This window comes from Virgibacillus dokdonensis (assembly GCF_900166595.1).
GTDB lineage: Bacteria > Bacillota > Bacilli > Bacillales > Amphibacillaceae > Virgibacillus > Virgibacillus dokdonensis.
In genome coordinates this window covers 2,006,312-2,031,278 of sequence record NZ_LT745763.1, presented here as the reverse complement: position 1 = coordinate 2,031,278, position 24,967 = coordinate 2,006,312, and the positions used below count along the sequence as shown (strand labels likewise).

At 35.3% G+C, this 24,967-nt stretch carries 24 protein-coding genes; 2 read left to right on the top strand and 22 right to left on the bottom strand.

All coding sequences use genetic code 11. The annotated features are described in order from the left end of the window. Positions 1-90: 90 nt before the first annotated feature. From B2C77_RS11055 to B2C77_RS10990, 14 genes are all read right to left on the bottom strand, one after another. On the bottom strand, positions 91-675 hold the full coding sequence (locus B2C77_RS11055) for a lysophospholipid acyltransferase family protein (protein WP_077703654.1): 585 nt from the start codon (positions 673-675) through the stop codon (positions 91-93). A 17-nt stretch (positions 676-692) separates the two neighbouring features. Then, positions 693-1,361: a (d)CMP kinase gene (gene cmk / locus B2C77_RS11050; RefSeq protein WP_077703653.1), complete on the bottom strand. Its 669-nt coding sequence runs from the start codon at positions 1,359-1,361 to the stop codon at positions 693-695. A gap of 281 nt (positions 1,362-1,642) precedes the next feature. Continuing rightward, positions 1,643-2,314 carry a flagellar brake protein gene (locus B2C77_RS11045; RefSeq protein ID WP_176087318.1) on the bottom strand — a complete coding sequence of 224 codons (672 nt, stop codon included), beginning with the start codon at positions 2,312-2,314 and terminating at the stop codon, positions 1,643-1,645. 120 nt (positions 2,315-2,434) lie between these two features. After that, on the bottom strand, positions 2,435-3,775 hold the full coding sequence (gene ypeB, locus B2C77_RS11040; RefSeq protein ID WP_077703651.1) for a germination protein YpeB: 1,341 nt from the start codon (positions 3,773-3,775) through the stop codon (positions 2,435-2,437). Positions 3,776-3,791: 16 nt separating this feature from the next. Next, entirely contained in the window at positions 3,792-4,625 is an 834-nt protein-coding gene (gene sleB, locus B2C77_RS11035) for a spore cortex-lytic enzyme (protein WP_101933902.1), read from the bottom strand. A 178-nt stretch (positions 4,626-4,803) separates the two neighbouring features. Next, entirely contained in the window at positions 4,804-5,493 is a 690-nt protein-coding gene (gene prsW / locus B2C77_RS11030) for a glutamic-type intramembrane protease PrsW (RefSeq protein WP_073004202.1), read from the bottom strand. Positions 5,494-5,664: 171 nt separating this feature from the next. Then, positions 5,665-6,639 (bottom strand): asparaginase, encoded by a 975-nt coding sequence (locus B2C77_RS11025; RefSeq protein WP_254843969.1) that lies wholly within the window; start codon positions 6,637-6,639, stop codon positions 5,665-5,667. A gap of 193 nt (positions 6,640-6,832) precedes the next feature. Further along, complete coding sequence (locus B2C77_RS11020) at positions 6,833-7,798, bottom strand: YpdA family putative bacillithiol disulfide reductase (RefSeq protein WP_077703649.1); 966 nt, start codon at positions 7,796-7,798, stop codon at positions 6,833-6,835. A gap of 231 nt (positions 7,799-8,029) precedes the next feature. After that, a complete protein-coding gene (locus B2C77_RS11015) occupies positions 8,030-9,310 on the bottom strand; it encodes a Glu/Leu/Phe/Val family dehydrogenase (protein ID WP_077703648.1) in 1,281 nt (426 codons plus the stop codon). 429 nt (positions 9,311-9,739) lie between these two features. Further along, entirely contained in the window at positions 9,740-10,318 is a 579-nt protein-coding gene (locus tag B2C77_RS11010; RefSeq protein ID WP_077703647.1) for a genetic competence negative regulator, read from the bottom strand. Between the two features lie 203 nt (positions 10,319-10,521). Beyond that, positions 10,522-10,881, bottom strand: coding sequence for a hypothetical protein (locus B2C77_RS11005; RefSeq protein ID WP_077703646.1), 360 nt, complete (start codon positions 10,879-10,881; stop codon positions 10,522-10,524). Continuing rightward, positions 10,878-11,462, bottom strand: a complete 585-nt coding sequence (locus B2C77_RS11000) for a CPBP family intramembrane glutamic endopeptidase (protein WP_077703645.1) — start codon at positions 11,460-11,462, stop codon at positions 10,878-10,880. The genes B2C77_RS11005 and B2C77_RS11000 overlap by 4 nt, the downstream gene beginning before the upstream one ends. Then, positions 11,449-13,002 (bottom strand): RecQ family ATP-dependent DNA helicase, encoded by a 1,554-nt coding sequence (locus tag B2C77_RS10995; RefSeq protein ID WP_101933900.1) that lies wholly within the window; start codon positions 13,000-13,002, stop codon positions 11,449-11,451. Before B2C77_RS10995 ends, B2C77_RS11000 begins: the two co-directional genes overlap by 14 nt. A gap of 1 nt (position 13,003) precedes the next feature. After that, positions 13,004-14,050, bottom strand: coding sequence for a YpbB family protein (locus B2C77_RS10990; RefSeq protein ID WP_141130716.1), 1,047 nt, complete (start codon positions 14,048-14,050; stop codon positions 13,004-13,006). A 267-nt stretch (positions 14,051-14,317) separates the two neighbouring features. Here B2C77_RS10990 and B2C77_RS10985 point away from each other — a divergent pair, with 267 nt between their 5' ends. Beyond that, the gene (locus tag B2C77_RS10985) at positions 14,318-14,542 is read left to right on the top strand and encodes a ferredoxin (protein ID WP_077703642.1); all 225 of its coding nucleotides are present in this window, start codon (positions 14,318-14,320) and stop codon (positions 14,540-14,542) included. A gap of 526 nt (positions 14,543-15,068) precedes the next feature. Next, a complete protein-coding gene (ltrA, locus tag B2C77_RS10980) occupies positions 15,069-16,457 on the top strand; it encodes a group II intron reverse transcriptase/maturase (protein WP_077701832.1) in 1,389 nt (462 codons plus the stop codon). 49 nt (positions 16,458-16,506) lie between these two features. Here ltrA and B2C77_RS10975 read toward each other — a convergent pair whose 3' ends face one another. From B2C77_RS10975 to B2C77_RS10940, 8 genes are all read right to left on the bottom strand, one after another. Further along, the gene (locus tag B2C77_RS10975; protein WP_077703641.1) at positions 16,507-17,049 is read right to left on the bottom strand and encodes a DUF6580 family putative transport protein; all 543 of its coding nucleotides are present in this window, start codon (positions 17,047-17,049) and stop codon (positions 16,507-16,509) included. 8 nt (positions 17,050-17,057) lie between these two features. Beyond that, entirely contained in the window at positions 17,058-17,492 is a 435-nt protein-coding gene (locus tag B2C77_RS10970; RefSeq protein ID WP_077703640.1) for a DUF4430 domain-containing protein, read from the bottom strand. Positions 17,493-17,664: 172 nt separating this feature from the next. Beyond that, entirely contained in the window at positions 17,665-19,422 is a 1,758-nt protein-coding gene (locus B2C77_RS10965; protein WP_077703639.1) for an ATP-binding protein, read from the bottom strand. Next, positions 19,422-20,138, bottom strand: a complete 717-nt coding sequence (locus B2C77_RS10960; protein ID WP_073004232.1) for a response regulator transcription factor — start codon at positions 20,136-20,138, stop codon at positions 19,422-19,424. The genes B2C77_RS10965 and B2C77_RS10960 overlap by 1 nt, the downstream gene beginning before the upstream one ends. Before the next feature lie 201 nt (positions 20,139-20,339). Then, positions 20,340-21,530, bottom strand: coding sequence for a c-type cytochrome biogenesis protein CcsB (ccsB, locus tag B2C77_RS10955; protein WP_077703638.1), 1,191 nt, complete (start codon positions 21,528-21,530; stop codon positions 20,340-20,342). 171 nt (positions 21,531-21,701) lie between these two features. Continuing rightward, positions 21,702-23,345 (bottom strand): cytochrome c biogenesis ResB family protein, encoded by a 1,644-nt coding sequence (gene resB, locus B2C77_RS10950; RefSeq protein WP_077703637.1) that lies wholly within the window; start codon positions 23,343-23,345, stop codon positions 21,702-21,704. A gap of 31 nt (positions 23,346-23,376) precedes the next feature. Beyond that, positions 23,377-23,949: a thiol-disulfide oxidoreductase ResA gene (resA, locus tag B2C77_RS10945; protein ID WP_077706888.1), complete on the bottom strand. Its 573-nt coding sequence runs from the start codon at positions 23,947-23,949 to the stop codon at positions 23,377-23,379. Between the two features lie 61 nt (positions 23,950-24,010). Further along, positions 24,011-24,748: a pseudouridine synthase gene (locus B2C77_RS10940; protein ID WP_077703636.1), complete on the bottom strand. Its 738-nt coding sequence runs from the start codon at positions 24,746-24,748 to the stop codon at positions 24,011-24,013. Positions 24,749-24,967: the final 219 nt, after the last annotated feature.

The window sequence follows — 24,967 nt, the reverse complement described above, 5'->3', positions numbered from 1 at the left end:
AACTAAAAATAATCTAAAATAAATGCAGTAAAATAATATTCCTTTTTTATAACTTCTAACAATTATAATTATTTGTCAAGTAATGTAGTTTTATTTATTAAGATCTAATAATTTTTGAATTTCTTCCATAATCAAATCTGCTGTTTCTTGAGCGGTTGCTTTTTTTGTTTTTCGACATTCGTCCATAGGGATAGGTTTTCCATAGATAACCTTTAACTGTTTAAATGGTTTATAATTACCGATAATGGCACAAGGAACAATAGTTGCATTGGAGCGTAAAGCAAAAAAACCAGCCCCAGCAAGTGGCTTACTTAATTCTCCAGTCCTACTTCTTGTTCCTTCTGGAAATAACCCTAGTGTATGGCCTTCTTTTAAAATTTGCAACCCTTTCCTTAAAGCATTTCGATCACTCATGCCCCGTTTTACTGGAAAAGCCTGAATACCTATTAATAATTTCCCTAGTAAAGGATTATCAAACAACTCCCCTTTAGCCATAAAATAAATACTTCTTGGAGAAGTGATTCCCACGACTGGAGGATCATAATTAGAAATATGATTGGAACAAATGATAACAGGGCCTGTTTTAGGGACATTTTCTTTCCCGATTACTTGAATACGAAAAAGTGGATAAAAAATAATAGAGACAACCCATTTTGCTATACGATACAAGTTCATTCTTTATTCTCCTCCTACTAAATGTCTTTCGCTATGAGGAGTATGCGTTCCGCAACTTCTTGAATGGACAAAGAAGTTGTATCAATTTCAATGGCGTCCTTTGCTTTTATTAACGGCGATGCTTCTCGTTTTGAATCGATCTCATCTCTTTGTTCTATTTCTTTTTTTAGTTCGTTCAAGTCAGCATGAATTCCTTTTTTAATATTTTCTTCATATCTTCTTTTCGCTCTTTCTTCAACAGAAGCAATTAAAAATATTTTTATATCTGCATTAGGAAGTACATGCGTTCCAATATCACGTCCATCCATTACAACTCCTCGATGTTTAGCAAGCATTTGTTGACGACGTACCATTTCTTCTCTAATCTTAGGATGTTTTGCAACATATGATACGTTATTTGTTACTTCATTTGATCGAATATCATAGGTTACGTCTTCCTCATCGACAAAAACAAGTTGCCCACGGCTATTTTGCTTTAACATGATATCAGTGCTCTCTAATAATTCAATAAGCGCCTCTTCGTTATTAACATTAACAGAATTCTTCAACGCTTTCCAAGTAAGTGCTCGATACATTGCTCCTGTATCAATGTAAATACATGATAGCTTCTCAGCTACAATTTTTGCTACAGTACTTTTTCCTGCTGCTGCAGGTCCATCAATGGCAATAGTTATTAATCTCTTCATAAATGGTACCTATTCCTCTCCAATACATTTATCCTGAAAAAACTTGGCTATGCCAAGTATATGTGAATAATTATAATAAAAAAATGCACCAATAATAGCATGTCAATGTTCCTAGTTTAAGAAAGAAGAATTATCGCCAAGACCTTTACGGCACATGCTTATACTAGAAATCTAAATTCATCCATCATCTTGTATATTAGAAAAGATTATCTGTTTATACATATTTTGAACAAGCCCTACTAAATAATAACATATTCATTTTAAAATGGTCCATTCCAAGCTTATTTTTTTATTATGCCATAAGATTGATCAAATAGCTGTTTTTTTCTTGCTTCTCGTTGCTTTTCAAAACAAAATCGTATCAAAAATTGCTCCATTTTAGTATCTAATGTTAAAAATTGAAAAGAGGCTATAGTAATTTTGTTATTTTCCTTCTCTTGATGCACAAGCTTGGCACGTATATTTGGGTACAAAAAAGCCCCTTTAGACATTGGTAAAACTAACCATAATTCTGCTATTTCCCCAAGAATAGACTGGTTTTTAGGTACGATTAAAGACAAACCTCCGGCACCAACATCATTGGTTAGTGTAATAAACGGTGGGAAAAGGTTTTGGTCTGAATGTACCGCAACATCAACAGCTGTTTCCACTCGGATAAAATTTCGTCGCTGAATACGATGAACGTTGTCAGGTTTTTGAATTGCTAAAGAAGGAATCTTACCTTTTATTTTGGTTATTAATTTAGAACGAAATTTATAAATCACTTCATCATCTCCAACAAAAGTGACTTCAAATACCGTTCCTTTTGCAAAGACAGCTGTTTTTTTTGACTTTATATTTACAGGAAAATCAATAAAAATATATTGCTCATTTTTATCAATTAATTTACACCGGTATTGGTTTGCCTTATCACTTCCTTTTTTTTTGGATTGCATGACTTCTAATTGAAACATCGTTCCTATTTTCATTATAACACTCCTCGTATTGTATATTTAGGCGTAATAGCGGTCTATTTGCATAGTTCTTTATGCCTATTATTGCAGAAAAATAAAAAAAGAGGAAGACATATTTTGTCAACCTCTAGCATAATTAACTTCTGAACCACTTAATTTTTCTATTTGTTCTTCTCGTCCATCAATAGCATTGATAAAAATACGGTATGTTTCATTTCCCATGGTTCCTAAAAATTCATATGTTAACACTTCTTCACCAAGATCATTGTCAATAACAGCTAAATATTCTTCTTGAATATCAACATTTGGATTAACCATTTCTCTTGCTTCATCTACACTGATTTTAGGTTCAACTTTTTCCCTGTCACCATGATTCATAAAGTAATCAATAGCTGTTAGACCGAGTATTTCTCCATTATCTAATGCTACTTTGACCTCTAACGCATCGGAATAATAGCGGATACCGGCTTTATTATATAAGAAAGAAAATGCTCCGATATCTCCATACTGAGCGCTTTGGAAAACAGTCATATCTTCAAATTGGTTCTTTTTTAAATATTTTTCTGCTTTCCTCATAGCTGCATTTAAACTGATCTTCTTTTGTTTTATAGGCCTATTAATTAATAGGGTAAATGGATGGCCACCTTTTTGAGATAAATCTAAATAGCCACTTTCTTCCCCATTTTGATAGGAAATACTATATACAGGGACCTCTGCTCCCTTTCCGCTTTCAGTAATTCGAAGTTTATCTTTATCTTTTACGCCTAAAAGATTGCTCGCTTTTGTAAGAGCATTCTCTTTTGTCATTTGATTGCCTGTTAAAAATTTAAATTCGTGGTCTCGTACTGTTTTATTTGATGTAGATGCATTACCGCCTCCTTCAGTAAACCCATCCACTTTTTTCTCTACCGTTTTAAAACCATCAATTATCGTATTATCCATCTGCTGATCTTCATTAGCTAAAGCAAGCTGCACGTCCATCCAGCGTAAGTTGTTTTCTAGTGTTGTATGTTGAACTTTTCTTAGCTCATCTTTAATTTCACCCGATTGCTTGTATAGCTTTTCTAAAGCTTTTGTTTCCTGAGCTGATAATGGTTCTTTTTTTAAATCACGCACTGCCGTACGGTAGGTAAACTCCCCAATATCAGCTAAAAATTCTTCTGTCTTATTAAATGGTAATAATCCTAGTGGTAATTGCCCAACATCAGATAATGCTTCCGAAGTAATTCGCCAAATTTCAACAAGTTGCGGTGATAATTGTTGATTAGAGTTCATAGCTAAAGCAGAGCCAATCTTATCGTTTAATACGTCAACTCTGTAGGTTAAATCATGAAATGCTCGCTGATATGTGTTTTCAGCTTGAATGAGAACCGCGTTTTTTTCTTGATGCTCCTGATACCCCCAAAACCCTGTTCCTATAACGCCTATAGCAAGTACGGCAATTAGTATCCAGCGGATCATATCCTTTCACACCTTTCTATTTCGCAAATATATGCTTTCCGATTTTTTTAATTTGTGGTCTTGTCCAAATCCAGCCTGATGTTGCAGTATCTGGATTAAAATAATATATTGCATTTCCAGATGGATCCCAACCGTTAATAGCGTCTAACACTGCTTCCTTCGCAGTCTCATTAGGTGTTAACCAAATTTGTCCATCTGCAACAGCGGTAAAAGCGCGTGGTTCAAAAATAACACCGGATACAGTATTTGGAAATGTAGCACTCTCTACCCGATTTAGAATAACGGCTGCTACAGCTACTTGGCCTACATAAGGTTCTCCTCTTGCTTCTCCATGAACAGCATTTGCCATTAACTGTATGTCGTTTTGTGAGTACCCTTGCGGTACATTGACAGCAGTGTTACTTCCTTGATCGCCCTGCCCTTGATTATTATTTGTTTCACCTTTGTTCTTACTAGTAGATTCTTTATTTCTCTTTTCGCCACCATAATGCGTGAATTTTTTGCCTTGATTAATTTGTTGCTTTACATAGTTTTCATCATATTCACTGGCCTTTGTAAGTTTTTGTTTAGTATCTTGCCCAGCTAATCCGTCTATCCCAAGCCCAAACTCATATTGGAAATTGCGTAATGCCCAATACGTCCCCCATCCAAATACACCATCTATCTGTCCGTTATAAAAACCTAAATATTGTAATCTTGCTTGTAATTCAATTACATCATCACCAACAGCGCCATGTTGAATTACTTGAGAACTAAATGCATGCGCTGTTTTTTCCGTCTGTATTACATTCATTCCAAGAAATAAAAAACTGATAAGGCATAATATAATTGTCAGTTTTTTCTCCATCATACACTTCCTCCTGCTATTCAAGGTTTTGTGCTGTTAGTTTCCGTTATAATAATCATTTTATTCATCTGATACTTTATATCTGGAAATCAACTAAATAAAAGGATAGCAAGAATTCATGAACAACAAAAAACCTCTATCACTTAATGGATAAAGGTTCAATGTTTACTTTAATCTATCGTTAAATTGCATGGTTTTCTTTCTTTTTTTCGCAAGTTTTACGTAAAGCATGTGGTGACAGATTAGCAATTTTCATTCTATGTAATGCGATAACCCATAAAAAAATCATGAATGGTACTAAAACAACAACCCAATTACTAGAAACTATTGTAAGAATATAGTGATATATGGCGTGTAGTACATACGGTATAAAAAATGCTAAGAAAATATTGCGGCGTTTATGTAAAGAATATATTTTAGCTTTTCCAAAGTAATAGCCCATAATTACACCAAATAAAGCATGTGAAGATACAGGGAAGAAAGCCCGAATAAAGGCATAATTAATTCCGTTAGTAAATAAGTATAAAATATTTTCTAATGTTGCAAAACCAAGACTTATAGCAACAGCATATACAATACCATCATAATGCGCATCAAATTCAGCATGATGATAAATAGCGTACATGAAAATAAACCATTTAAAGAATTCCTCTAAGAGCCCAACAAGCAAAAACGATTCACTAACTGGATGATTAATAATACCTTCTGCTTGAAAAACATATTGTATAAACATGATAGGGAAAACTAACAACATTCCAAAAATAAAGTTTCTCGCAATTAGAGTTATTGGTTCAGAGAAACGGTCTTTTAAATAAAAAAATGACATTAAAGCCAAAGCTGGCGCAACACCAGCAGATAATATAGAAAACATAGCTCCCCCTATCCTTTCCCGTTAGTAAACCTATATCATGTGTGAGCAAATATCATTCATTTAAATTCAATTAGTAAGCTCTATTTCAATAAAACTAGCACGGTCTATACAAATTACACCACTAAATATATAAGTGCTCACACAAATGATATGAATATGATTAATTTGGGATTAAACAGCAAACAATGCAGTTATATCTCTCTGTTCACTAGCTAATCCAACCATTAATTTTATACGAGCTTTTTTACTGTCATAATCTCTTCCCAAAATAACACCAGCTTGTTTTAAATCAAAGGTACTTCCCTTATAATCATACGTGGTGTATACTTCACCTTCAACTGCAGAAGTTGTAATAACTACAATGATTCCTAATTTAACACAACGTTTAATTTCGGTCATCATTCCAGGCGATACTTGCCCTCTACCAACACCTTCTAAAATAATGCCATCTACCTTAGCTTCTCTAGCTGCTCGGATATATTTGTCGTCTGCTTGCATATAACATTTAATAATGTCAACTTCAGGTATCATATTTGTCAATTTATAGTACTCATTTCCAATCGGTTTTTGAAATATATGTACAGATTCGTTATCTATAATTCCTAAGTATCCAAAACCAAACGAATTAAACCCCTGTACATTGGAAGCATGCTCTTTTTTTACATAACGAGAATGAAATATTCTTTCATTAAATACGACAACAACACCAACATTGTATAAATCCTTACTAGACGCAGTTAAAACAGCATGTTTAATATTAATAAAAGCATCTGTTCCAACTGCTCTCGGTGATCGCTGTGAACCTGTAAACACAATAGGCTTTTCATGATTTGTAATTAAGTTCATAAAATAAGAAGTTTCTTCTAATGTATCTGTTCCTTGGGTAATAACAACACCTGAAACTTGATCATTCGCTAAATGCAGATCTATTCGTTCTTTTATAGCTAATAAATCGTCAAACGAAAGATGCATGCTGGCTTTTTGTAGCATGGATTCGACTTGTAAGTCAATATGTTTAGGTATATCACAGTACTGAACAATCTCTTCACCTGAGATGACACCAGATTGCAACAGCCCAGTATCTTCCTTTTTTTCGCTTGCGATGGTGCCTCCAGTAGCAATTAGTATCACCTTTTTATTTTTCAATGATTTACACCTACAATCTAGCATATTCTAATTAATCTAATAGTAGCATTTTCATCTTATTTCTTACAAGAAAACATATAACTTTTCGGGTGAAATGTTTACACAGAACGGAAGAACGAGCTAAAGTGAATGCTTAGAAAATGACCTTTAAGAGCAGTATTAAAAATGAATGAAAACAGAGTGAACAATTGCGTTAGTTTAATTTTGATGAAATAGACTGAGCAATTGCTTCTCCATGAAAACGCCCATTTTCAATAAAAATTTTGTTATTATTAAATCCAGCAGCTACCACTCCAGCAATGTAAACGCCAGATATATTTGTTTCATATGTTATTTCATCATAGTTGGGCACACCTGTCGTATCATTCACTTCTATACCTGTGGAAGTAAGTAATGAAAAATCAGGATGATAGCCTGTCATTGCAAATACAAAGTCATTTGACAAACGATATGCTTGTTGATTGACTTCGTAAATTAATGAATTATGAGTGATTTCACATATATGTGCATTAAAAATCATATTTACTTTTTCTTTTCTTACAAGCGAATCAAACTCAGGTAGTATCCACGGCTTTATACTATCTGAATATTTACTCCCGCGATAGAGTACCGTAACATGCGCACCAGCTTTGTGAAGCTCCATTGCTGCATCTACAGCTGAGTTTTTTCCACCAATAACCGCTACATTTTTACGAAAGTATGGGTGAGCTTCTTTGAAATAATGTGATACTTTAGGAAGTTCCTCGCCAGGTATACCCATCATATTTGGCTGTCCATAATAACCAGTAGCTATCACTACTTGCTTTGCTTTATATGCTTGTTTTGTCGTAACAACACGGAAATCATCATCCATTCGTTCCACTTTTGTTACTTGCTCAAATGTATGAATTCTCAACTGTTTACGTTGTGCTACAGCACGATAATAAGAAAGTGCTTGATTACGTACTGGTTTATGCTCTTCTGTAATGAAAGCAACGTCCCCAATTTCCAATCTATCACTTGAACTAAAGAATGTTTGATGTGTAGGGTAATGATAAATAGCATCTACAATATTTCCCTTTTCGATAATTAATGGTTGTATACCTAGATTTTGCAATTCAATTGCGGCAGACATTCCGCATGGTCCTCCACCAATGACAATCACTTTTTCTTGTTGCATAGCATAAAACCCTTCTTTCTATTTTGCAATTATACTTATTTTTATGTATTGAAATGTTGTAATAATGGTTAACAAAAGTAGATTAAAAATGAACTATCAAAAATCCCCTCACCACAGGAAATCCCCCCTGTCTGAACACAATATTATAAGTTTATAGAGAAAAAACTCTTATCCAACTATACAAGATAAGAGTTTTTTCGTCATTTGTTATGCCTAACATCGTACTGCGATTTAAACCCAACCGCGGAATCTGGACGCTTCAGCCATCTTTCGAACTCCAATCATATAAGCAGCCAAACGCATATCCACACGTCTCGTTTCAGCAGTGTTATAGATTGAATTGAATGCTTTAATCATTGTTTCATGAAGCTTAACATCTATTTCTTCTTCTGACCAATAATAGCCTTGATTATTTTGCACCCATTCAAAATAAGATACGGTGACTCCTCCAGCAGAAGCTAGCACATCTGGTACTAACAAGATGCCACGTTCTGTTAGAATTTTGGTTGCTTCCATTGTAGTCGGTCCATTAGCAGCTTCAACTACAATACTAGCCTTAATCTTGTAAGCGTTTTCGTCTGTGATTTGATTCTCAACCGCTGCAGGTACAAGAATATCACAATCCATTTCTAACAATTCCTTGTTTGTAATCGTATTGTTAAAAAGTTTGGTGACGGTTCCAAAGCTATCCCTGCGATCTAATAAATAATCAATATCTAGTCCTTCTGAATCGTAAAGACCGCCGTAAGCATCGGAAATACCTACTACCTTAGCTCCTGCATCGTGCAAAAACTTTGATAGGAAACTTCCTGCATTTCCAAACCCTTGAACGATTACTCTCGCTCCCTTTACATCAAGCCCTTTCTTTTTAGCAGCTTCATTAATGCAAATTGTTACACCCTTTGCAGTTGCAGATTCTCTTCCATGTGATCCACCAAGAACTATTGGCTTACCAGTAATAAAACCTGGACTGTTGAATTCGTCAATGCGGCTATACTCATCCATCATCCAAGCCATAATCTGTGAATTAGTAAAAACGTCTGGTGCGGGTATATCTTTTGTTGGCCCTACAATTTGACTAATTGCACGTACATACCCTCTACTAAGTCCTTCTAACTCCCGAAATGACATTTCACGAGGATCACAAATAATACCACCTTTTCCCCCACCATAAGGTAGGTTGACAATGCCCGCCTTTAAACTCATCCAAATAGATAATGCTTTCACTTCTTTTTCAGTGACATCTGGATGGAATCTTACACCGCCCTTTGTCGGACCAACAGCATCATTGTGTTGAGCGCGGTACCCAGTAAATACTTTAATGGATCCATCATCCATGCGCACTGGAATACGGACTGTCATCATCCGAACAGGGTCTTTGAATAGTTCAAAGACTTCCTCAGGGTAACCCAGTTTCTCCAATGCAGTTTTTACAACAGCTCGTGTTGAACTTAATACATCCATTTTTTCATTTACTTCTTTGGTAGAATCTGCTGCGTTATCGGCTACCATGAATTTACCTCCTAGTATATCTCTAAATAATTTATTGACAGAGGATGTTCAAAAGCTTATGGAAAAGAACAATGGAACTTTTCTCCGTATGGCAAGCAAATGATTAAACATGTTGAAGTTAGATACTGTAGAACAAATCTTTACTGTTCTTTTGAATTTTTTACTATAACCCCTACCAAAAAGTTTTCCATAAACAAATGGTCCTTTTTCCGCTTTAGTGAACATGCGCTAATAGCTGTACTCAGACATTAGTATACACTTTCGTTGTAAATATGCAATATAATTACTCGCAATTTCTGCTTCTCCTATTACATTAACTTTAAAAAATATATGCTTTAGTCTGAATACAAGATTTATCCCAATAGATATCGTAACATTTTATTATACAAGGTGCTAGTCCATAATCTTTTTTTAGGTAAAAATATCGATTTATGCAAATAGAGCACGAATTTGTTTTACTGCATCGGTAGCGAATATCAATTTTCCGTATTCTTGTAAACGATAAGTAGTAACAATGCTTGGATTAGCAAATTCAGATAAAACAGCTATGACATCTTCTCGATTCGCACCATTTAACTCCGTATCATTTAACAACATATAATAATAAGGGTCCATGTAATATATTTTTCCGCCAGTAATATTCATCGAAGCTAAAGAAGACGCAACACCAATAACAGCTTCCAAATCACAAAAAGAAAACAACAGTTTTTTATTTTCATCAAGAGTGACCTTCATTTCCACAAATTCATCATCAAAGTCCACATCTTCTAATTTTTGCGTTACAATAACATGCATACCTTGCGCTTGCATTAAATGCACTTGTACAAGCAGTGCCCCTTCTAGTTCAAAGCCTAATTCAGAACTGGCTTCATACATCATATCGCTAAACAATTTCCGAACATTTGAACCATCATACCATAAGTCATCTTTTGTAAAGCCTCTTTCAATTAAATCATCAAATGTCAAAAAGATTGTAAATTGGTTATTAGACACTCTCTCAATTCGCATATTGTAACCTCCTTTAAACATCTATCATTAAATAAATCATTTATTCGTAAAAACATCTCTCCATGGTAAAAGAATTGTGCGTTCCGTGACAGGACAGCATAAAAAGATGGAACGAATTAAAAGTTTAAGTGGGTATTTACTGATTTTCTTATTATACTATATGCTACAAATACAATTGTTGAACAATTTCAATTACATTTAAATTACAAATATAAATGAGGTATAAGATAACTTTTTATAGCACCTTCGAAATAAAAGCTATAAATTGAAATGGTAGTAAACAACTTATCGCCTATAATAAAATAAGCACCAACGATGATAAGTAGGATAAAAAAAACAATGAATAAGAATCTTTGCGTAGGATTACTTATTTTTAATCGGGTAGTTTGCTTTTTTTGCTGATGAATCTCTTTCCTTGGTGGTAAATTCAAAATATCTGTATCCATCTCCTGTATGGAATCTGGTACTTGTTCCATAGTATTACTTTCCGCTTCATTTATTTCTTGAACTTTGCGTCGTAATTGTTTTGCTTGATCTCTTGTTGGGTTGTGTTCTGTGTTCATCGCACCCACACCTCTCTTTTAAATCGAATGAAAAAGCCTAATAAAACATCAACGATAAAATGCGCTGTAATTGTAACTACTAAGTTGTCCGTTATACGGAATAAATATCCCAAATAAAAACTAACAAGCAACACGGATACAAGTAATACAGGCTTTCTTAAATAGCGAAAATGTACAAGTGCAAATAGAATACTTGCCACCCAATAACCAAAAGTAGTCTGAATAACGCCTCGAAACAACATCTCTTCAGACAGAGCAACTAAAATGGAAATAGTAACAATAAACCAAACAGGCTGGTTAGCAAACAATTTTTCATTTATTCCACCATCATCGTAATATTTAGCGGGTAACGTGTACGTTAAGAACAAATCAATCGTTACAATGATAAAACCTGGCAAAATTCCATAATAAATTATTTCTTCTGTATTCCAAAAAAACATTTCCTTCCAGCAAACGAAAAAGGATTCAAAGAACAAAAGACTCCCGCCAACGCTAAATAAGATTAGAATCGATTGTGAAATAATCATTTGCTTCCGCAACTCAGCACTATCCATTCGTTTAATATAATCAATTTGTTTCATAAGTATCCCCAATGAGTAATTTTTGCTTTAGTTTTTCCTGCCAGGAATAGTTCATACAAAACGGTGTTTTCTTTTGTACAGGATCCCAGTTTTCCCACAAAAAACCACAATTACTACAACATTGATCAGTAGCAGGAGATAATAATGATGGCGTAAATTCTTTATATAAATGTTTTCTCAAACATTCGGTTTGGTGAATCCAATTTAGTACTTGATTCAACCTTGATTTTTTTGCTTTGTTTCTTTTTTCAATATAGTTGCTAATATATTGATAAGCTTTATTCCAAGTGTCGATATGAAAGTAAATATTGCTTTGCCTTATAATTGCATACCTTTCCAATTGATAACGTATCAATCGCCACTGTTGACTAGAGATACCTAGCTGCTCAGATAATTCTTCTTCCTGTAAAGGCAAATGGTTTTTTTGGTCATGCCATTGCTTTAACTTTTGGAAAACGGCGTCCAATTCATCTATTTCTGGAAGTTCGCGACGAATAATAAACTTAGGTAGATGTATATCTTTCCTGCAGTAAAGCAAAACACTCACACTTGCTTTCCCATCTCTTCCTGCTCTACCAATCTCCTGAATATAACTTTCCAATTGTGTTGTTAAGTGATAATGGATAATTAACCGGATGTCTGCCTTATTAATACCCATACCGAAAGCACTCGTACAACAAACCACGTCAATTTGATCGTTCATAAACTGTTGCTGAATAGAAATACGGTCATATTGCTCCATTCCCCCATGATACACTGCAACACGCCGGTTAATTCTTTCAGCCAACAATACAGCTATTTCTTCCGCTTTTTGACGGCTTGAGAAATAAATTAAAGCAGGTACATGGTATTTCTTGAAAATAGCCGTTAATACTGTCATTTTATCATGTTCATCGTCTACTTTTTGAATGCAAAGGGCAATATTGCTCCGATCTATGGGATAAACATGTTTTTTAAAAGGTGAATTTCCTAACGACTGAATAATATCAGTTTGTACTTTAGCTGTTGCTGTAGCACTGAGCGCTAGTATAGGTGGATAGTTACAGTATGTAATAATGTGCTGTAAACGCATATAATCAGGCCTGAATTCATGTCCCCACTGTGAGATACAATGAGCTTCATCAATAACAAACAAGCTTACTTTCAATGTTTTTAATTTATTTTGTAACATTTCCTGTTGTAGAAGCTCTGGGGATACATAAATTAAACGATACGTATGTAATGTTTGTAATACTTGTTCTCGTTCTTTTCGATCCATAAAACTGTTTATTGCTGCTACTTGCTTCCAATGCTTTGCTTTTAATTGCTTTACTTGATCCATCATTAATGAAATAAGTGGTGATACAACAATAGTTATCCCATCTTGCAACATTGCAGGCAATTGATAACAGATTGATTTTCCTGATCCAGTTGGCAACACACCAATTACATTTTTTCCTGCTATAACATCTTCTATTATTTCTCGTTGTCCACGACGAAAGGACGTATAACCAAAAAATTGGTTTAAATTTTGTTCCAAATAATCTACAGGCTGCTCCACTCTAATCACCTACCTTCTGCGTGTTGGTTACCATTGTTAAAACTAAACGAATTTGAAAATAGGTAATATGCTCTGGTACTTTTTGCTTTATTAGCTTAAGTTTGTAGACCTCCACTTCGTTATATGCCCGAATGATAATTTCTTGATCACACTTTGATACATAATTATCTATTGGGAACGCAGAATCATGCAGTGCAATTTCTACTACGTGGTCATAGATCGTATTCATCCTTAATTTTCTCCTCTTGGCAATCTCCTCAATGGAAAAACCTCCACGCAAATGTTGATAGGTAGTTATAGCTGTATTTGACAAACGACGAGGTTCCGTTGTTTGTATGATATCATTCAATAATGAGTAAGTTTGTTTATATGACTGAATGATATCAAGGATTCGGTGCATAGCTGCTGTTAAAGTTAATTCTAAATCGATTGTAGTTAAATGATGACTACTAGCTAGCTGATGAACGCTTTTTCCATAATTTTTAAAGCTTGTGAGTCGATCTACAAAAATTTCTGCCATATAAGTAGGAAGATTTTGTAAAACCTGCAGTAATTCTTCGTATAATTGTTGTAAAAACGACGAAGTGTCAAGCTTAATTCGTTGATAATAAAGCTTTACCCAAGCTTCAATTGCTTTATCTTCGACAACTGGTATAAAATGAAATTCATTTTTATGTACGTTCGTAATTGTTTGAATCAGTAATTTTAATCGTGGCCAAAATACACGACTACTTTCTCCATTTTGCATCCCAGAGTAATAAGAAAGGGGTAATATTAATTTATGATCTTCTAACCACTGAAGCCCTATAGACGAAAGTATATAAGTTTCTTCATTACCATCTGTAATTTGAATCAATTGTTCTTTTTTCAACTCATAAATTACTTTATCAAAATAAGATTTTATGAGCTTTGGATATATTGAATAAAATTGCTTTAACCCATACATATGTATATCTTGTACCGTTTGAATCGATTTTCTACCTGCTATAATATAGTAAGTTGCTGATGTGGATCGTTCTCCTTTTAATCTATGGATACTACTTAGCATAATCCCTTTCAATATCAATCGTTCTCAGCCCCATCTACTCTTTAGTTTTTAATTTCAAGCTAAGATATAAACTGTGAAATTTATATTATTACGTTCAGCTAGAACACATAGTAACTAATGCAAAAACTATTTATTATATTATAGCATTTGAAGCACATTACAGCATTGAATTTTCATTTTTTTAAGTATAAACTTATATAGGTGGATTTATAAGTTACATGAATATTCTAAGAATGTACTACTATGCTCTTAAAGGAGACTTGAAAAATGTGTTATTATACCAAAGTTGATAGAGAAACATGTATTGCCTGTGGAGCTTGTGGTATTTCAGCACCAGATTTATATGATTATGACGATGATTGTATTGCTTATTTTTTAAAAGATAACAATCTAGGAGTTACACCTGTTGAAGATGATCTAGTTGATGCAATGTTTGATGCATACGAAGAGTGCCCCACAGGTTCTGTGAAAGTTTCTAAACAGCCATTTTAGTGATTACTTATGCTATCAACGTTAAGTTTTTTATACATTCCTATAGCATAAAAAAACTTGTAGAAAATCAAAAGATTCTCTACAAGTTATTATGTGCGCCCTGCATGGGCGAAAACTTGGTGGTGAAAGTCCACTACAGGCATGGCAGTAGGAACTGTTAGCGAAAGACAAGGTGGCTATCGCGAGGTAGTGGCTGAAGGAAGTCGGACGCAAACTCCTGAACTGACGAACAGAAACTAGATAGAAGGCTGAATTAGGTCGGATAAGGTTGCCTAACAAACTGAAGTCCAATACTGCCCGAAACCTATACAGTAAATCTAGCAGTTACATGGGAGGAAAGTTTTCGCTCTTACCGGGGGAGGTCTTGTGAGGGTGCAGTGGGAGTTGAATGATAACAAACCAGCACAACCAAGACGATGACGTCTTGGTGAATCACAAGAAGTCAGCAGAGGTCATAGTAATGTTACTTGACGAAACATGAAGGACCGAACAATAGTCGTTTTGAAAGCTCTAGGAGGTGTGTAAGGTGCGACAACTGCAGAAAACAGGAGAATCTGGCTATCGGCAGAGAGATAGTGTGGAACATGAAGGGTATGTCGAAGCGCATAGTGGCTTACATGGTGAAAAGAACAATCAAAATGGTGTATCCAATCTGTTTGAAAGAATCCTGTCAAGGAACAATCTCAATCAAGCTTACCTTCAAGTCGTCAGAAATAAGGGGGCAGCCGGTGTAGACGGTATGACGTGCGACCAACTACTTCCATACTTGAAGGAACATAAAGAGGAACTATTACTCCAGTTATATCAAGAAAAATACAAACCGCAACCCGTCCTGCGGGTTGAAATCCCGAAACCAGACGGTGGAAAGAGAAAACTGGGGATTCCGACAGTCATCGACCGGATGCTTCAACAAGCGATTAACCAAGTGCTCCAACCAATATTTGAACCAAAGTTCTCCGATAATAGTTTTGGGTTTCGTCCAAAACGTAGTGCACATCAAGCCATCATACGGGCAAAGTCATACTACGAACAAGGGTACAAATATGTGGTGGATTTGGATATGAAATCCTACTTCGATACGGTAAATCATGACAAACTGATGTATTTCGTGGAAAAACAGATAGATGATAAGCGCGTGCTTCGCTTGGTAAGACAGTATTTATTGAGTGGAATTATGATAAACGGTATCTTTGAGAAATCGGAAGAAGGAACGCCGCAAGGTGGAAACTTATCGCCGTTACTCAGTAATATTTATCTGAATGAATTAGACCAACGATTAGAAAAGCGTGGTCACAGATTCGTCCGCTATGCGGACGACTGTAATATCTATGTGAAAAGCAGGAGAGCAGGATATCGGGTAATGGATAATATAACGAACTTTCTTGAGAAGGATCTGAGTTTAACTGTTAACCGAGAAAAGAGTGCGGTTGGAAGTCCTTTGAAACGTAAGTTTCTTGGCTTCTGCTTATTAGCTACGAAGAAGGGTGTCAAAATTCGTCCGCATAATAAAGCGAAAGTGACCGTCAAAAGGAAACTCAAGCGGATCACCAAACGCAATCGTGGACGACATCTCGAAGTGATTCTTAAAGAAATCCAACAACTTATGACAGGTTGGATAAACTACTATGGCATAGGGGAAATGAAAGGATTTATAAAGAATCTCAATGGATGGTTGAAGCGAAGAATTAGACAATATCTCTGGAAGCAGTGGAAAAACCCACGCACAAAAAGGAAAAATCTAATTCGCTTAGGTATCGATAAACATAAAGCTTATGAATGGTCGAATACAAGAAAGGGCTACTGGGTTATATCCAGTAGTTATGTACTCCATCGTTCATTAACAGATAAAGAACTGGCATCGAGAGGATATAAAGACATCGCTCTACAATACCAGTTCGTACACTCAAACTATTGAACCGCCGTATACCGAACGGTACGTACGGTGGTGTGAGAGGGGCGTAAAGTTACTTAACTTTTCCCTCTACTCGATTCCAGTCAGTATCTTTTACTGTAAAACGGTGTAACGCATATTTTTCCATTAAATATGCGATAAGAGGATAAAAGAGCACTAAAAAAACAGCGTTGCCAATAGCATGATTTGTATCAAATGGTAATCCACTTATGTAATATGGCCAAAATGCACCAGTCATTTGATATGTAGTCAGCGAGATAATAAAGCCATAAAAATAACCGCTAAAAACAGTAAAGATTAACAACAGCAAAAACGGTGGTCGTGAAAAAAATTTACCTATCCAACCACTGATAATGCCTATCACTCCCCATGAGATGGCTTGCCAAACCGCCCATATTCCCATGCCAAGTAGCATATTGGATACAAAGACAACAATAACTGTTAACAATAATGCGCTCCCCGACCCTAAGATTACCCCTGTAATAATAATTATTGCCGTAACTGGTTGCACATTTGGTAAAAAAGCAAACCAATACCTTCCAACAACTGCAAGTGCCGCTAGTAACGCAATAAGCGTTAATTTATAGGTGTTCATTTATATGCTCATTCCCAAGCTTGAAAATCAAAAACTACTTTATCACCTGGCTTTAATTCATATTCTGCAGCACCAACATTTGGCATCTCACCATTCACGGTATAAATCCACCCTTTTTTCTCACCTTCTTTTGCTGATAAACGTTCAATCGAGGTAATAAATTCTCCATTCTGTTCCGTTTCAACATAAAAATTTTCTTCCATTACATCCATTAAAGTATCGCCTTGTTCAATGGGTATCTCTTTTTCATGTAAGTATTCCGCACCATCGTCTTTAGATATTGTAATCAATACTGTTTCTGCTGCTTGTTCTTCCTGTGTAACTTGATTTTCAGAAGGTTGATTGCTTGATGGGGCAGTAGTTCCTGAATCATCGTTTCCACACCCTACTAATAGAGCAATAGCGACCAGAAATGAACCAAATCGAAATAACCATTGTTTCATAAAGTAACATCCTTTCTAATTCCAATTTTTCATTTATGATATCATAAATACTTGTTTAAAACAGTGGGATAAAATCGTACGATTAATATAAAGTGAAACTTCAATCCCTCTAATTCTTAAAGTGGTAGCTTACAGCACGTTTCATCCAGGATATAACATGCTACTTGCAATCTTATAGCCTTGGTATACGGAGATAAAACGCTGTCCCTTGATTCAACTTACTATTTACATTGATCGTACCTTGATGAGCGTCAATAATATTTTTAGCAATGGCAAGTCCTAGTCCAGTACCTTTTTTCTTTTTATCTCTTGTCCTTGACTTATCAGCTTTGTAAAAGCGTTCAAAGACAAATGGAAGGTCTTCTTCTGGGATTCCACTTCCACTATCTTGTATTTCTACTTGGAAAGCCTCACTATCATTGATCACTCTTATATTTACATAACCTTCTTTACTAGTATGACGAATAGCGTTGTCAATGAGATTTGTAAACACTTGTTCAATTCGATCTGGATCGAATACGGCAGTCGCTTCGTAAATCGACTTATCTAGATGTAAAGATATTTTATTCTCATTAGCCAGCCCTTGAAATTTTTTATAAATTCGTTCTACATATGGTCCAACCTTCACTTCTTCTGTATTCAGGTGAATATGGCCTGCTTCCATTCTAGCTAAGTCTAATAATTCGTTGACTAGTCGCCCCATACGAAGCGATTCTTCATGAATAATCTGGGCTAATTCATTTTTGTCTTCCTTGGTCTCTGCAATATCATCGACAATTGCTTCACTATAACCTTGGAGCATGGAAATTGGTGTTCTTAATTCATGAGAAACATTAGCAATAAAATCTTGACGTAGCTTATCCATTCTTCTTTCCTCTGTCATATCTCTAATGACCGCAACTGCTCCGCGAACGTAGGCTTGATCATATAAAGGTGTCATCACCATCACCCAATTTCTACCTTGTAGGCTAAGTTCATGCATAGCTTCCGTCTCGCCATCAATGACTTCTTGTAAAATGGTTTTTAATTCATGTGGTAATTTTCGATCTTCAGCACGGTATGGAAGATTATTCTCATAATACCAATCTTCAATAAATCGATCTGCTGGGGCATTGGTAACAATCATGTCTCCTGAACGATTTAAAGTTATTACACCATCTGCCATTGAACTAACAATACTAGATAGTTGCTCTTTTTCCTGTCTTAGTGCATTTAAATGAAATTTCAATTGTCTTCCCATACGATTAAACGCTAAAGCTAGTTCTCCTATTTCATCATGGGTTAAAATAGGCACTTTCGTATTAAATTCACCTCTAGCTAAATCGAAAGCAGCTTCCCTCATTTTAATAAGTGGAGAGGTGATACGCGTGGATAGAAAAAACGCAAATATTGTAGTCAAAACAATAGCAATACCTGCAGCAAGAAAAATAATTTTAGTCGTTTCTGCTTTTGTTTGATCAATAACATTCAGTGACTGATACACATAAATAGCTCCATCTTGATGGTTCATAGGAACGCCTACAATCATCGCCTCTCGTTCAGTACCAGGTAACTTCATTTGCTTACGTACTTGAACATTGTTAGTAAGAACAGAAGAGAGTTCCTCTTGCTTTAGCCAGTCTAATTCTAGCTTGGATAATTGATCATCCTCGCTATTAGAAACCCATAAATCACCATCACCTGAAACAATGGCTACTCGGCTAGCTGGGTCTTTAACGCGCTCAGTTGTTTCTTCAATAATTTCATTTTCATCATGAGTATCCACAAGCATTGAAATTTTTTCAGCTGTTTGTAACATATCCTGCTCTGCTTCCTGAATATGGAAATCTTCAAAAAACTGTAAAAGTAAAATAGTTAAGATAAATAACACGAAAGAAACTAGCAATAGAATCGTTATTGCTAGTTTACCTACTACACTCCGCCAAAACATTAGTCTTCATCCACCTCGAACTTATAGCCAACGCCCCAAACAGTGACAATCATTTTCGCAGCTTCTTGAGATACTTGGTTCAACTTTTCACGAAGCCTTTTAACATGTGTATCCACCGTTCGCAAATCTCCAAAAAATTCATATTGCCATACTTCTTTTAACAAATGCTCGCGGTTAAACACTTTATCCGGTGATTTTGCTAAAAAACATAATAATTCATATTCTTTTGGTGTTAAGCTCACTTCTTCTCCATCCGCAGTAACACGGTGCGCGTCATGATCAATGGTTAAATGAGGAAAAACCAAAACATTCTTCGCAGTTGTATCCGTTTCCTGAAATGTTGCACTTGAAACACGGCGAAGCAAGGCTTTAACTCGCAACACTACTTCTCTAGGACTAAAGGGCTTCACGATGTAATCATCTACACCAATTTCAAAACCTTGTACACGATTAGCTTCTTCACCTTTTGCTGTTAACATAATAACAGGCGTATCTTTTTCTTTTCGTAATTCTTGACAAACCTCAACGCCATCCATCTCTGGCATCATAATATCAAGTAAAATTACATCGTAATGGTTATCAAGAGCAAGCTTTAAAGCATCTGCTCCATTCTCTGCTTCTTCAACGAGAAAACCGTCTCGTTCCATATACATACGTAGTAGTCTTCGAATTCTTTCTTCATCATCGACTACTAACACTTTTGACTCTTTGTCCATTTTTGTTCCCCCTTGTATCCTATCTTGCTAATAAGAGTATAAACTAAGTTGTTTGAAATGTATAAAGAAAACTTGGATAATAAAAAGGCTAGACAAACTGTAGTATTTCCTTACATAACACTATACTAAAAACCATCTAATAATAACATAAATAAAGAAAAGGCACCACTATGACCATAATGATGCCTTGCGATTAGTTACTTAAGCATAGGAATGTAAACCAGCTAAAACAAGGTTTACAACAATTAAATTAAACATAATTATCGCAAAACCGACCGCAGCGAGCCAAGCAGATTTTTCGCCATGCCAACCTCTTGACAAACGTAGATGTAGAAAGGCAGCATAGAAAAACCATGTAATTAGTGCCCAAACTTCTTTAGGATCCCAGCCCCAAAATCTTCCCCAGGCTTCTTCTGCCCAAATAGCAGCAAATATAAGACCTCCCAAGGTAAATAAAGGAAAACCAATCGCTACGGAACGATACGTAATTTCATCTAATAAATCAGGATTCGTTTTCTGAAGTAATGGCTGAATCGTAGCACCCAGTCTCTTTCTGAATACGAGCCTTAACAGTATATAAAGGCCAGTACCAAAAATAAATGACCATAATAATGTATTAAATTTTCGTCCAGCATCTGCGCCATGCATCCATTCCGGAATTTCAAACCAAGGATTCATAACTTTATCTGTTAGTAATGTTCCGTCTGTTGGTGCAGCAATTGCTGGCATATGATATTCTGTTTCTATCGTGCCAGTTCCGGCATTATTAGGATACTCAAAAACAGCTTGATAATTCATGACATTGAATAAAGTTGTTGCTAGTATAAATCCAACAAAGAGAATTAACGAATAAAGTGTTATTTCCAACCAAGTCGTTCGTTTTGTTGTCTTTGATTGGTCTATTTGCCGAATTAAATAGATTAATCCAGCGACAAAGCTAATGGTTAAAATTCCTTGTGATAGAGACACTGTAGTAACATGAATGTATAACCAATGACTTTGCAACGATGGGACTAGAGGGGATACCTCAGTTGGAAACATACTTGCATAAGCAATAATAATTAAAGCGACTGGCAATGCAAATAATCCCAGTACCGTTATTTTATAAATAAAATACAAGATAATGAATCCCAATACTGTTGCCATACCAAAGAATGTCATATATTCAAATAAGTTACTGACAGGAGCATGCCCACTCCCTATCCACCTTGTTATAAAGTAGCCTAGTTGGGTGGAAAAACCAATGATAGCCAATGTAATTCCTATTTTAGCAGCTTTGCCATCTGATTTTCTCTTACTCCCTATTGTAAATGAAAAAAATAAAGTTGCAACTAAATAGAGAAAGAAAGCAGTGTATAGAAGTGTACTACTTAATTCAATTAAGTTATTCATGAAACCCCTCCTAATGAAATGAAAACGTGAACCAACAGATGTCTTCCATTTAAATCTTTGCCCTGAACAAATGGGATGTAGTGTAAGGAACATTTCGTCCAGCATTATACTCTATAAGTCTATTGTACTAATGTTGCCGGACTTAGAAGCTTAACATAATAAATTATACTTTTATTTATCCAGCTCTTGTTGATCGATTACCATTTGAATATGTGTCCCATCAACGATTTTTTCAATATCCTTTTTCACACCATACCAGTTTTTATTCGTATGAGCGGCTAATAGAATTCCACCATTTTGAGGACGAACCCAAATTCTTCTATGGTGCCAATACATTCCCTGAATAACACCGATCATAAAGATAATAGCGCCAACGATAAAGTATGGTAAAGAGTAATCGCGACGTATACTTAACCCGCTAACATCACGAAGTTCAAAGTTTGTAATTCCTATATTATAGTCATTTTCTCCAGTCGCATCTATGTTTTTGCCAATTCCTAAAAAGCTCACTTCTGGTTCACTTCCATCTGGCGGATAAATCATCATCACGAACGCTGGATTTCTAGGGTAATCTGTCTCTGAAGCAGGCTCTCCATTATCATCCAAAAAATAATCCGGATAATAATTGTTAATTTCTACTTTAAATCCACTATCAAGCTCATACTCCGATTTAGGAGAAGTTAAATCAACAGTAAAATCTCCTAATGATTTTTCTTCCCGATCATTTGTTTCATGAATTTTAAATGACATGCTAGAAAATTCATTTTGCTGATACCCCATTTGATACACTGCATAGTCGTCAAAATTTAATGGTTCGTTTAACCGAATATTGCCTTCTTCAATTTTCTTTAATTCTGGTTCTGCACCAGTTACTTCTGGTTCCATCGCTTTATAAATAACCGCATTGGTTTGGTAATTACTTGCAACAGGCGCACCTTCTTGTTCTAAAGCATCTTTGTACAACTCATCTTCCGGGTCATAATTTTCCAAGACAAAATCTTTATTTTCAATGTAGTACTGTTGTTCCGTACCGGGGATCACTTTTTGCTCCCCTTCACGAATCCAGATATATTCATCCATATAAAAAACCGAAGTTTGCCTTAATAAAGCGGCAAGCAAAATAATAATCAACCCAATATGGTTTACATAAGGCCCCCATCTTGAAAATCTACCCTTTTCAGCAAGGATATGCCCATCTTGCTCTTTAATATTATATCTTAATTTTTTTAACCTTTGCTTTATAATATCGATATCTTCTTCATCAACTTGGTCTGTTTGACTAAACAGACGTTGCCTTTGCAAAAATGTTGCATGTCGCTTTGCTTTTTGATTCCGTAATGCACGAAAAAGTGGCACAAAGCGATCAAGGCTACAAATAACGAGTGATATACCTATCAAAGCAATTAAAACCATATACCACCATGAACTATATAAATTATGGAAGCCTAATTGATAAAAAATTTGTCCTAATATTCCATAACGTTCTTCATAAAAAATAGCCGGATCTCTAGAGACTGCATCTGCAGGTATGTATTGTTCTTGCGGAAAGATGGATCCAACTGCAGAAGCTATAAGCGCGATGACAATAAGCCAAATTCCCACTTTAACGGAAGAAAAAAAGCTCCAAACCTTATCAACAATCGATTTATTATATGTTTGGGAGCGTCGTGCAGTACCATCATATCGCATATTTAACAATTTCTTCTTGTCGTTGCCATCAATATGTTGATTTTCTTCTATCGGTTTACCACAAGATTCACAAAGGACGGTACCTTCTGGATTAACATGCCCGCACTCACATTTTATTTTATTCATTTCATTCCCCTTCCCCATTACAAAAAGACATTTACTTAGGCGTTATTTCTTGTAGATAACCATCTAATCTTTCTAAGCTTAATGCTCCATTTACTACCTCTACAATTTTACCTTGTGGGTCAATAAATACAGTGCTTGGAATAGGGCCCACTTTATATAAGTCTCTCACTTGACTATCTTTGTCGTGAGGAATAGGAAAAGTTAAGTCATATTCATCGACGAAACGATGAACAACGAGTTCTGTAGAATCAAGACTAACTGCAACTATTTCGACCCCTTTTTCTTTATATTGTGGGTACAATTTTTGCATGTAAGGCATTTCTTCTTCACAAGGCTTACACCAAGTTCCCCAAAAATTAAGCATTACCCCTTTTCCTTCTAAATCGCTAAGTCGAACTGTTTCTCGTTCGTTGTATTTGTTTATTTGCTCCAGTTGAAAATCAGGGGCATTGTCGCCAACATTGTAAATAATCTTATCATCTTGCAGATTTTGGACGACTGCAAATACAACTGCCCCAACTAGTATAAGTAAAATAACAGATCGAAATATAAAGCGATTTCTTTTTTTATTCTTTTTCTTCTGTTTTATTTCATCTAAACTCATCATGAATCAACTCCCAACAACCATTATAGCATTTTGGAAGAATTTAAATTTTGAATATTATTCAACAATTTTGTTCTGCCAAATGTCGCATTTGCTTTACTTCTTTCGGGGTTAATGGTCGATATTCTCCTGGTTTTAGACCATCAAGAGTTAAAAAACCATATTTTTCACGCTTTAACTTTAAAACTGGATAACCTAATGCTTCCATCATTCGACGCACGTGTCTATTCTTTCCTTCTCTTAAAGTTAGTTGTAAAATAGTATGATTTTTCTTTTTGTCCGTTTCAAGAATACGATATTGTACTGCTTTTAATATATCCTGCTCCGATCGAACTCCTTTTCTCAACCTTGCCAAGTCAGCTTTTTCTGGAATTCCTTTTATTTTTGTAACATACTCTTTATCTATTTGGTATCGGGGATGCATGAGCAAATTAGCAAATGCGCCATCATTTGTTACAATCAATATACCAGATGTATCATAGTCTAATCGACCGACAGGGAAAACACGTTCGTCTACTTCACCTAGTAGATCGGTAATTACTTTTCTACCTTTATCGTCTTTTAAACTGGATATTACACCACGAGGTTTGTACAACAAATAGTAAACAGGAGCCTCTTTTTCCAAAGGAACACCGTCTACTTCAATAAAATCATCATGTTTTACTTTCGTACCAAGTGTTGTAACTACTTGTTGGTTTACCTTTACCTTTCCACCTAAAATTAATTGTTCTGCTTTTCTTCTTGATGTTACACCACTTTGGGCAATCACTTTTTGCAGTCTCTCTTGCGTGTTTGTCATTTTATCACCATTACCTTTATATGTGCAATATATGTTAAGCCTTCATCACGGTTATGAAAAATTTAAAGCTCGATTAAATGAGGCTTCTACACCTAAATTATTTTACCCTTTGTATTCGATTCTTACAAATGAATATCAATTATACTATACGAATAAATAGCTTAGATAACAAATCTTACGCCTTTATTTTATTTGATATCCTCATCTCGCATCTAATTC

Excerpts from the sequence above, each read along its gene's own strand:
- B2C77_RS11055 (WP_077703654.1), bottom strand. The coding sequence starts at position 675 with ATGAACTTGTATCGTATAGCAAAATGGGTTGTCTCTATTATTTTTTAT.
- cmk (WP_077703653.1), bottom strand. The coding sequence starts at position 1,361 with ATGAAGAGATTAATAACTATTGCCATTGATGGACCTGCAGCAGCAGGA.
- B2C77_RS11045 (WP_176087318.1), bottom strand. The coding sequence starts at position 2,314 with ATGTTTCAATTAGAAGTCATGCAATCCAAAAAAAAAGGAAGTGATAAG.
- ypeB (WP_077703651.1), bottom strand. The coding sequence starts at position 3,775 with ATGATCCGCTGGATACTAATTGCCGTACTTGCTATAGGCGTTATAGGA.
- sleB (WP_101933902.1), bottom strand. The coding sequence starts at position 4,625 with ATGATGGAGAAAAAACTGACAATTATATTATGCCTTATCAGTTTTTTA.
- prsW (WP_073004202.1), bottom strand. The coding sequence starts at position 5,493 with ATGTTTTCTATATTATCTGCTGGTGTTGCGCCAGCTTTGGCTTTAATG.
- B2C77_RS11020 (WP_077703649.1), bottom strand. The coding sequence starts at position 7,798 with ATGCAACAAGAAAAAGTGATTGTCATTGGTGGAGGACCATGCGGAATG.
- B2C77_RS11015 (WP_077703648.1), bottom strand. The coding sequence starts at position 9,310 with ATGGTAGCCGATAACGCAGCAGATTCTACCAAAGAAGTAAATGAAAAA.
- B2C77_RS11010 (WP_077703647.1), bottom strand. The coding sequence starts at position 10,318 with ATGCGAATTGAGAGAGTGTCTAATAACCAATTTACAATCTTTTTGACA.
- B2C77_RS11005 (WP_077703646.1), bottom strand. The coding sequence starts at position 10,881 with ATGAACACAGAACACAACCCAACAAGAGATCAAGCAAAACAATTACGA.
- B2C77_RS11000 (WP_077703645.1), bottom strand. The coding sequence starts at position 11,462 with ATGAAACAAATTGATTATATTAAACGAATGGATAGTGCTGAGTTGCGG.
- B2C77_RS10990 (WP_141130716.1), bottom strand. The coding sequence starts at position 14,050 with ATGCTAAGTAGTATCCATAGATTAAAAGGAGAACGATCCACATCAGCA.
- B2C77_RS10985 (WP_077703642.1), top strand. The coding sequence starts at position 14,318 with ATGTGTTATTATACCAAAGTTGATAGAGAAACATGTATTGCCTGTGGA.
- B2C77_RS10975 (WP_077703641.1), bottom strand. The coding sequence starts at position 17,049 with ATGAACACCTATAAATTAACGCTTATTGCGTTACTAGCGGCACTTGCA.
- B2C77_RS10970 (WP_077703640.1), bottom strand. The coding sequence starts at position 17,492 with ATGAAACAATGGTTATTTCGATTTGGTTCATTTCTGGTCGCTATTGCT.
- B2C77_RS10965 (WP_077703639.1), bottom strand. The coding sequence starts at position 19,422 with ATGTTTTGGCGGAGTGTAGTAGGTAAACTAGCAATAACGATTCTATTG.
- B2C77_RS10960 (WP_073004232.1), bottom strand. The coding sequence starts at position 20,138 with ATGGACAAAGAGTCAAAAGTGTTAGTAGTCGATGATGAAGAAAGAATT.
- ccsB (WP_077703638.1), bottom strand. The coding sequence starts at position 21,530 with ATGAATAACTTAATTGAATTAAGTAGTACACTTCTATACACTGCTTTC.
- resB (WP_077703637.1), bottom strand. The coding sequence starts at position 23,345 with ATGAATAAAATAAAATGTGAGTGCGGGCATGTTAATCCAGAAGGTACC.
- resA (WP_077706888.1), bottom strand. The coding sequence starts at position 23,949 with ATGAGTTTAGATGAAATAAAACAGAAGAAAAAGAATAAAAAAAGAAAT.
- B2C77_RS10940 (WP_077703636.1), bottom strand. The coding sequence starts at position 24,748 with ATGACAAACACGCAAGAGAGACTGCAAAAAGTGATTGCCCAAAGTGGT.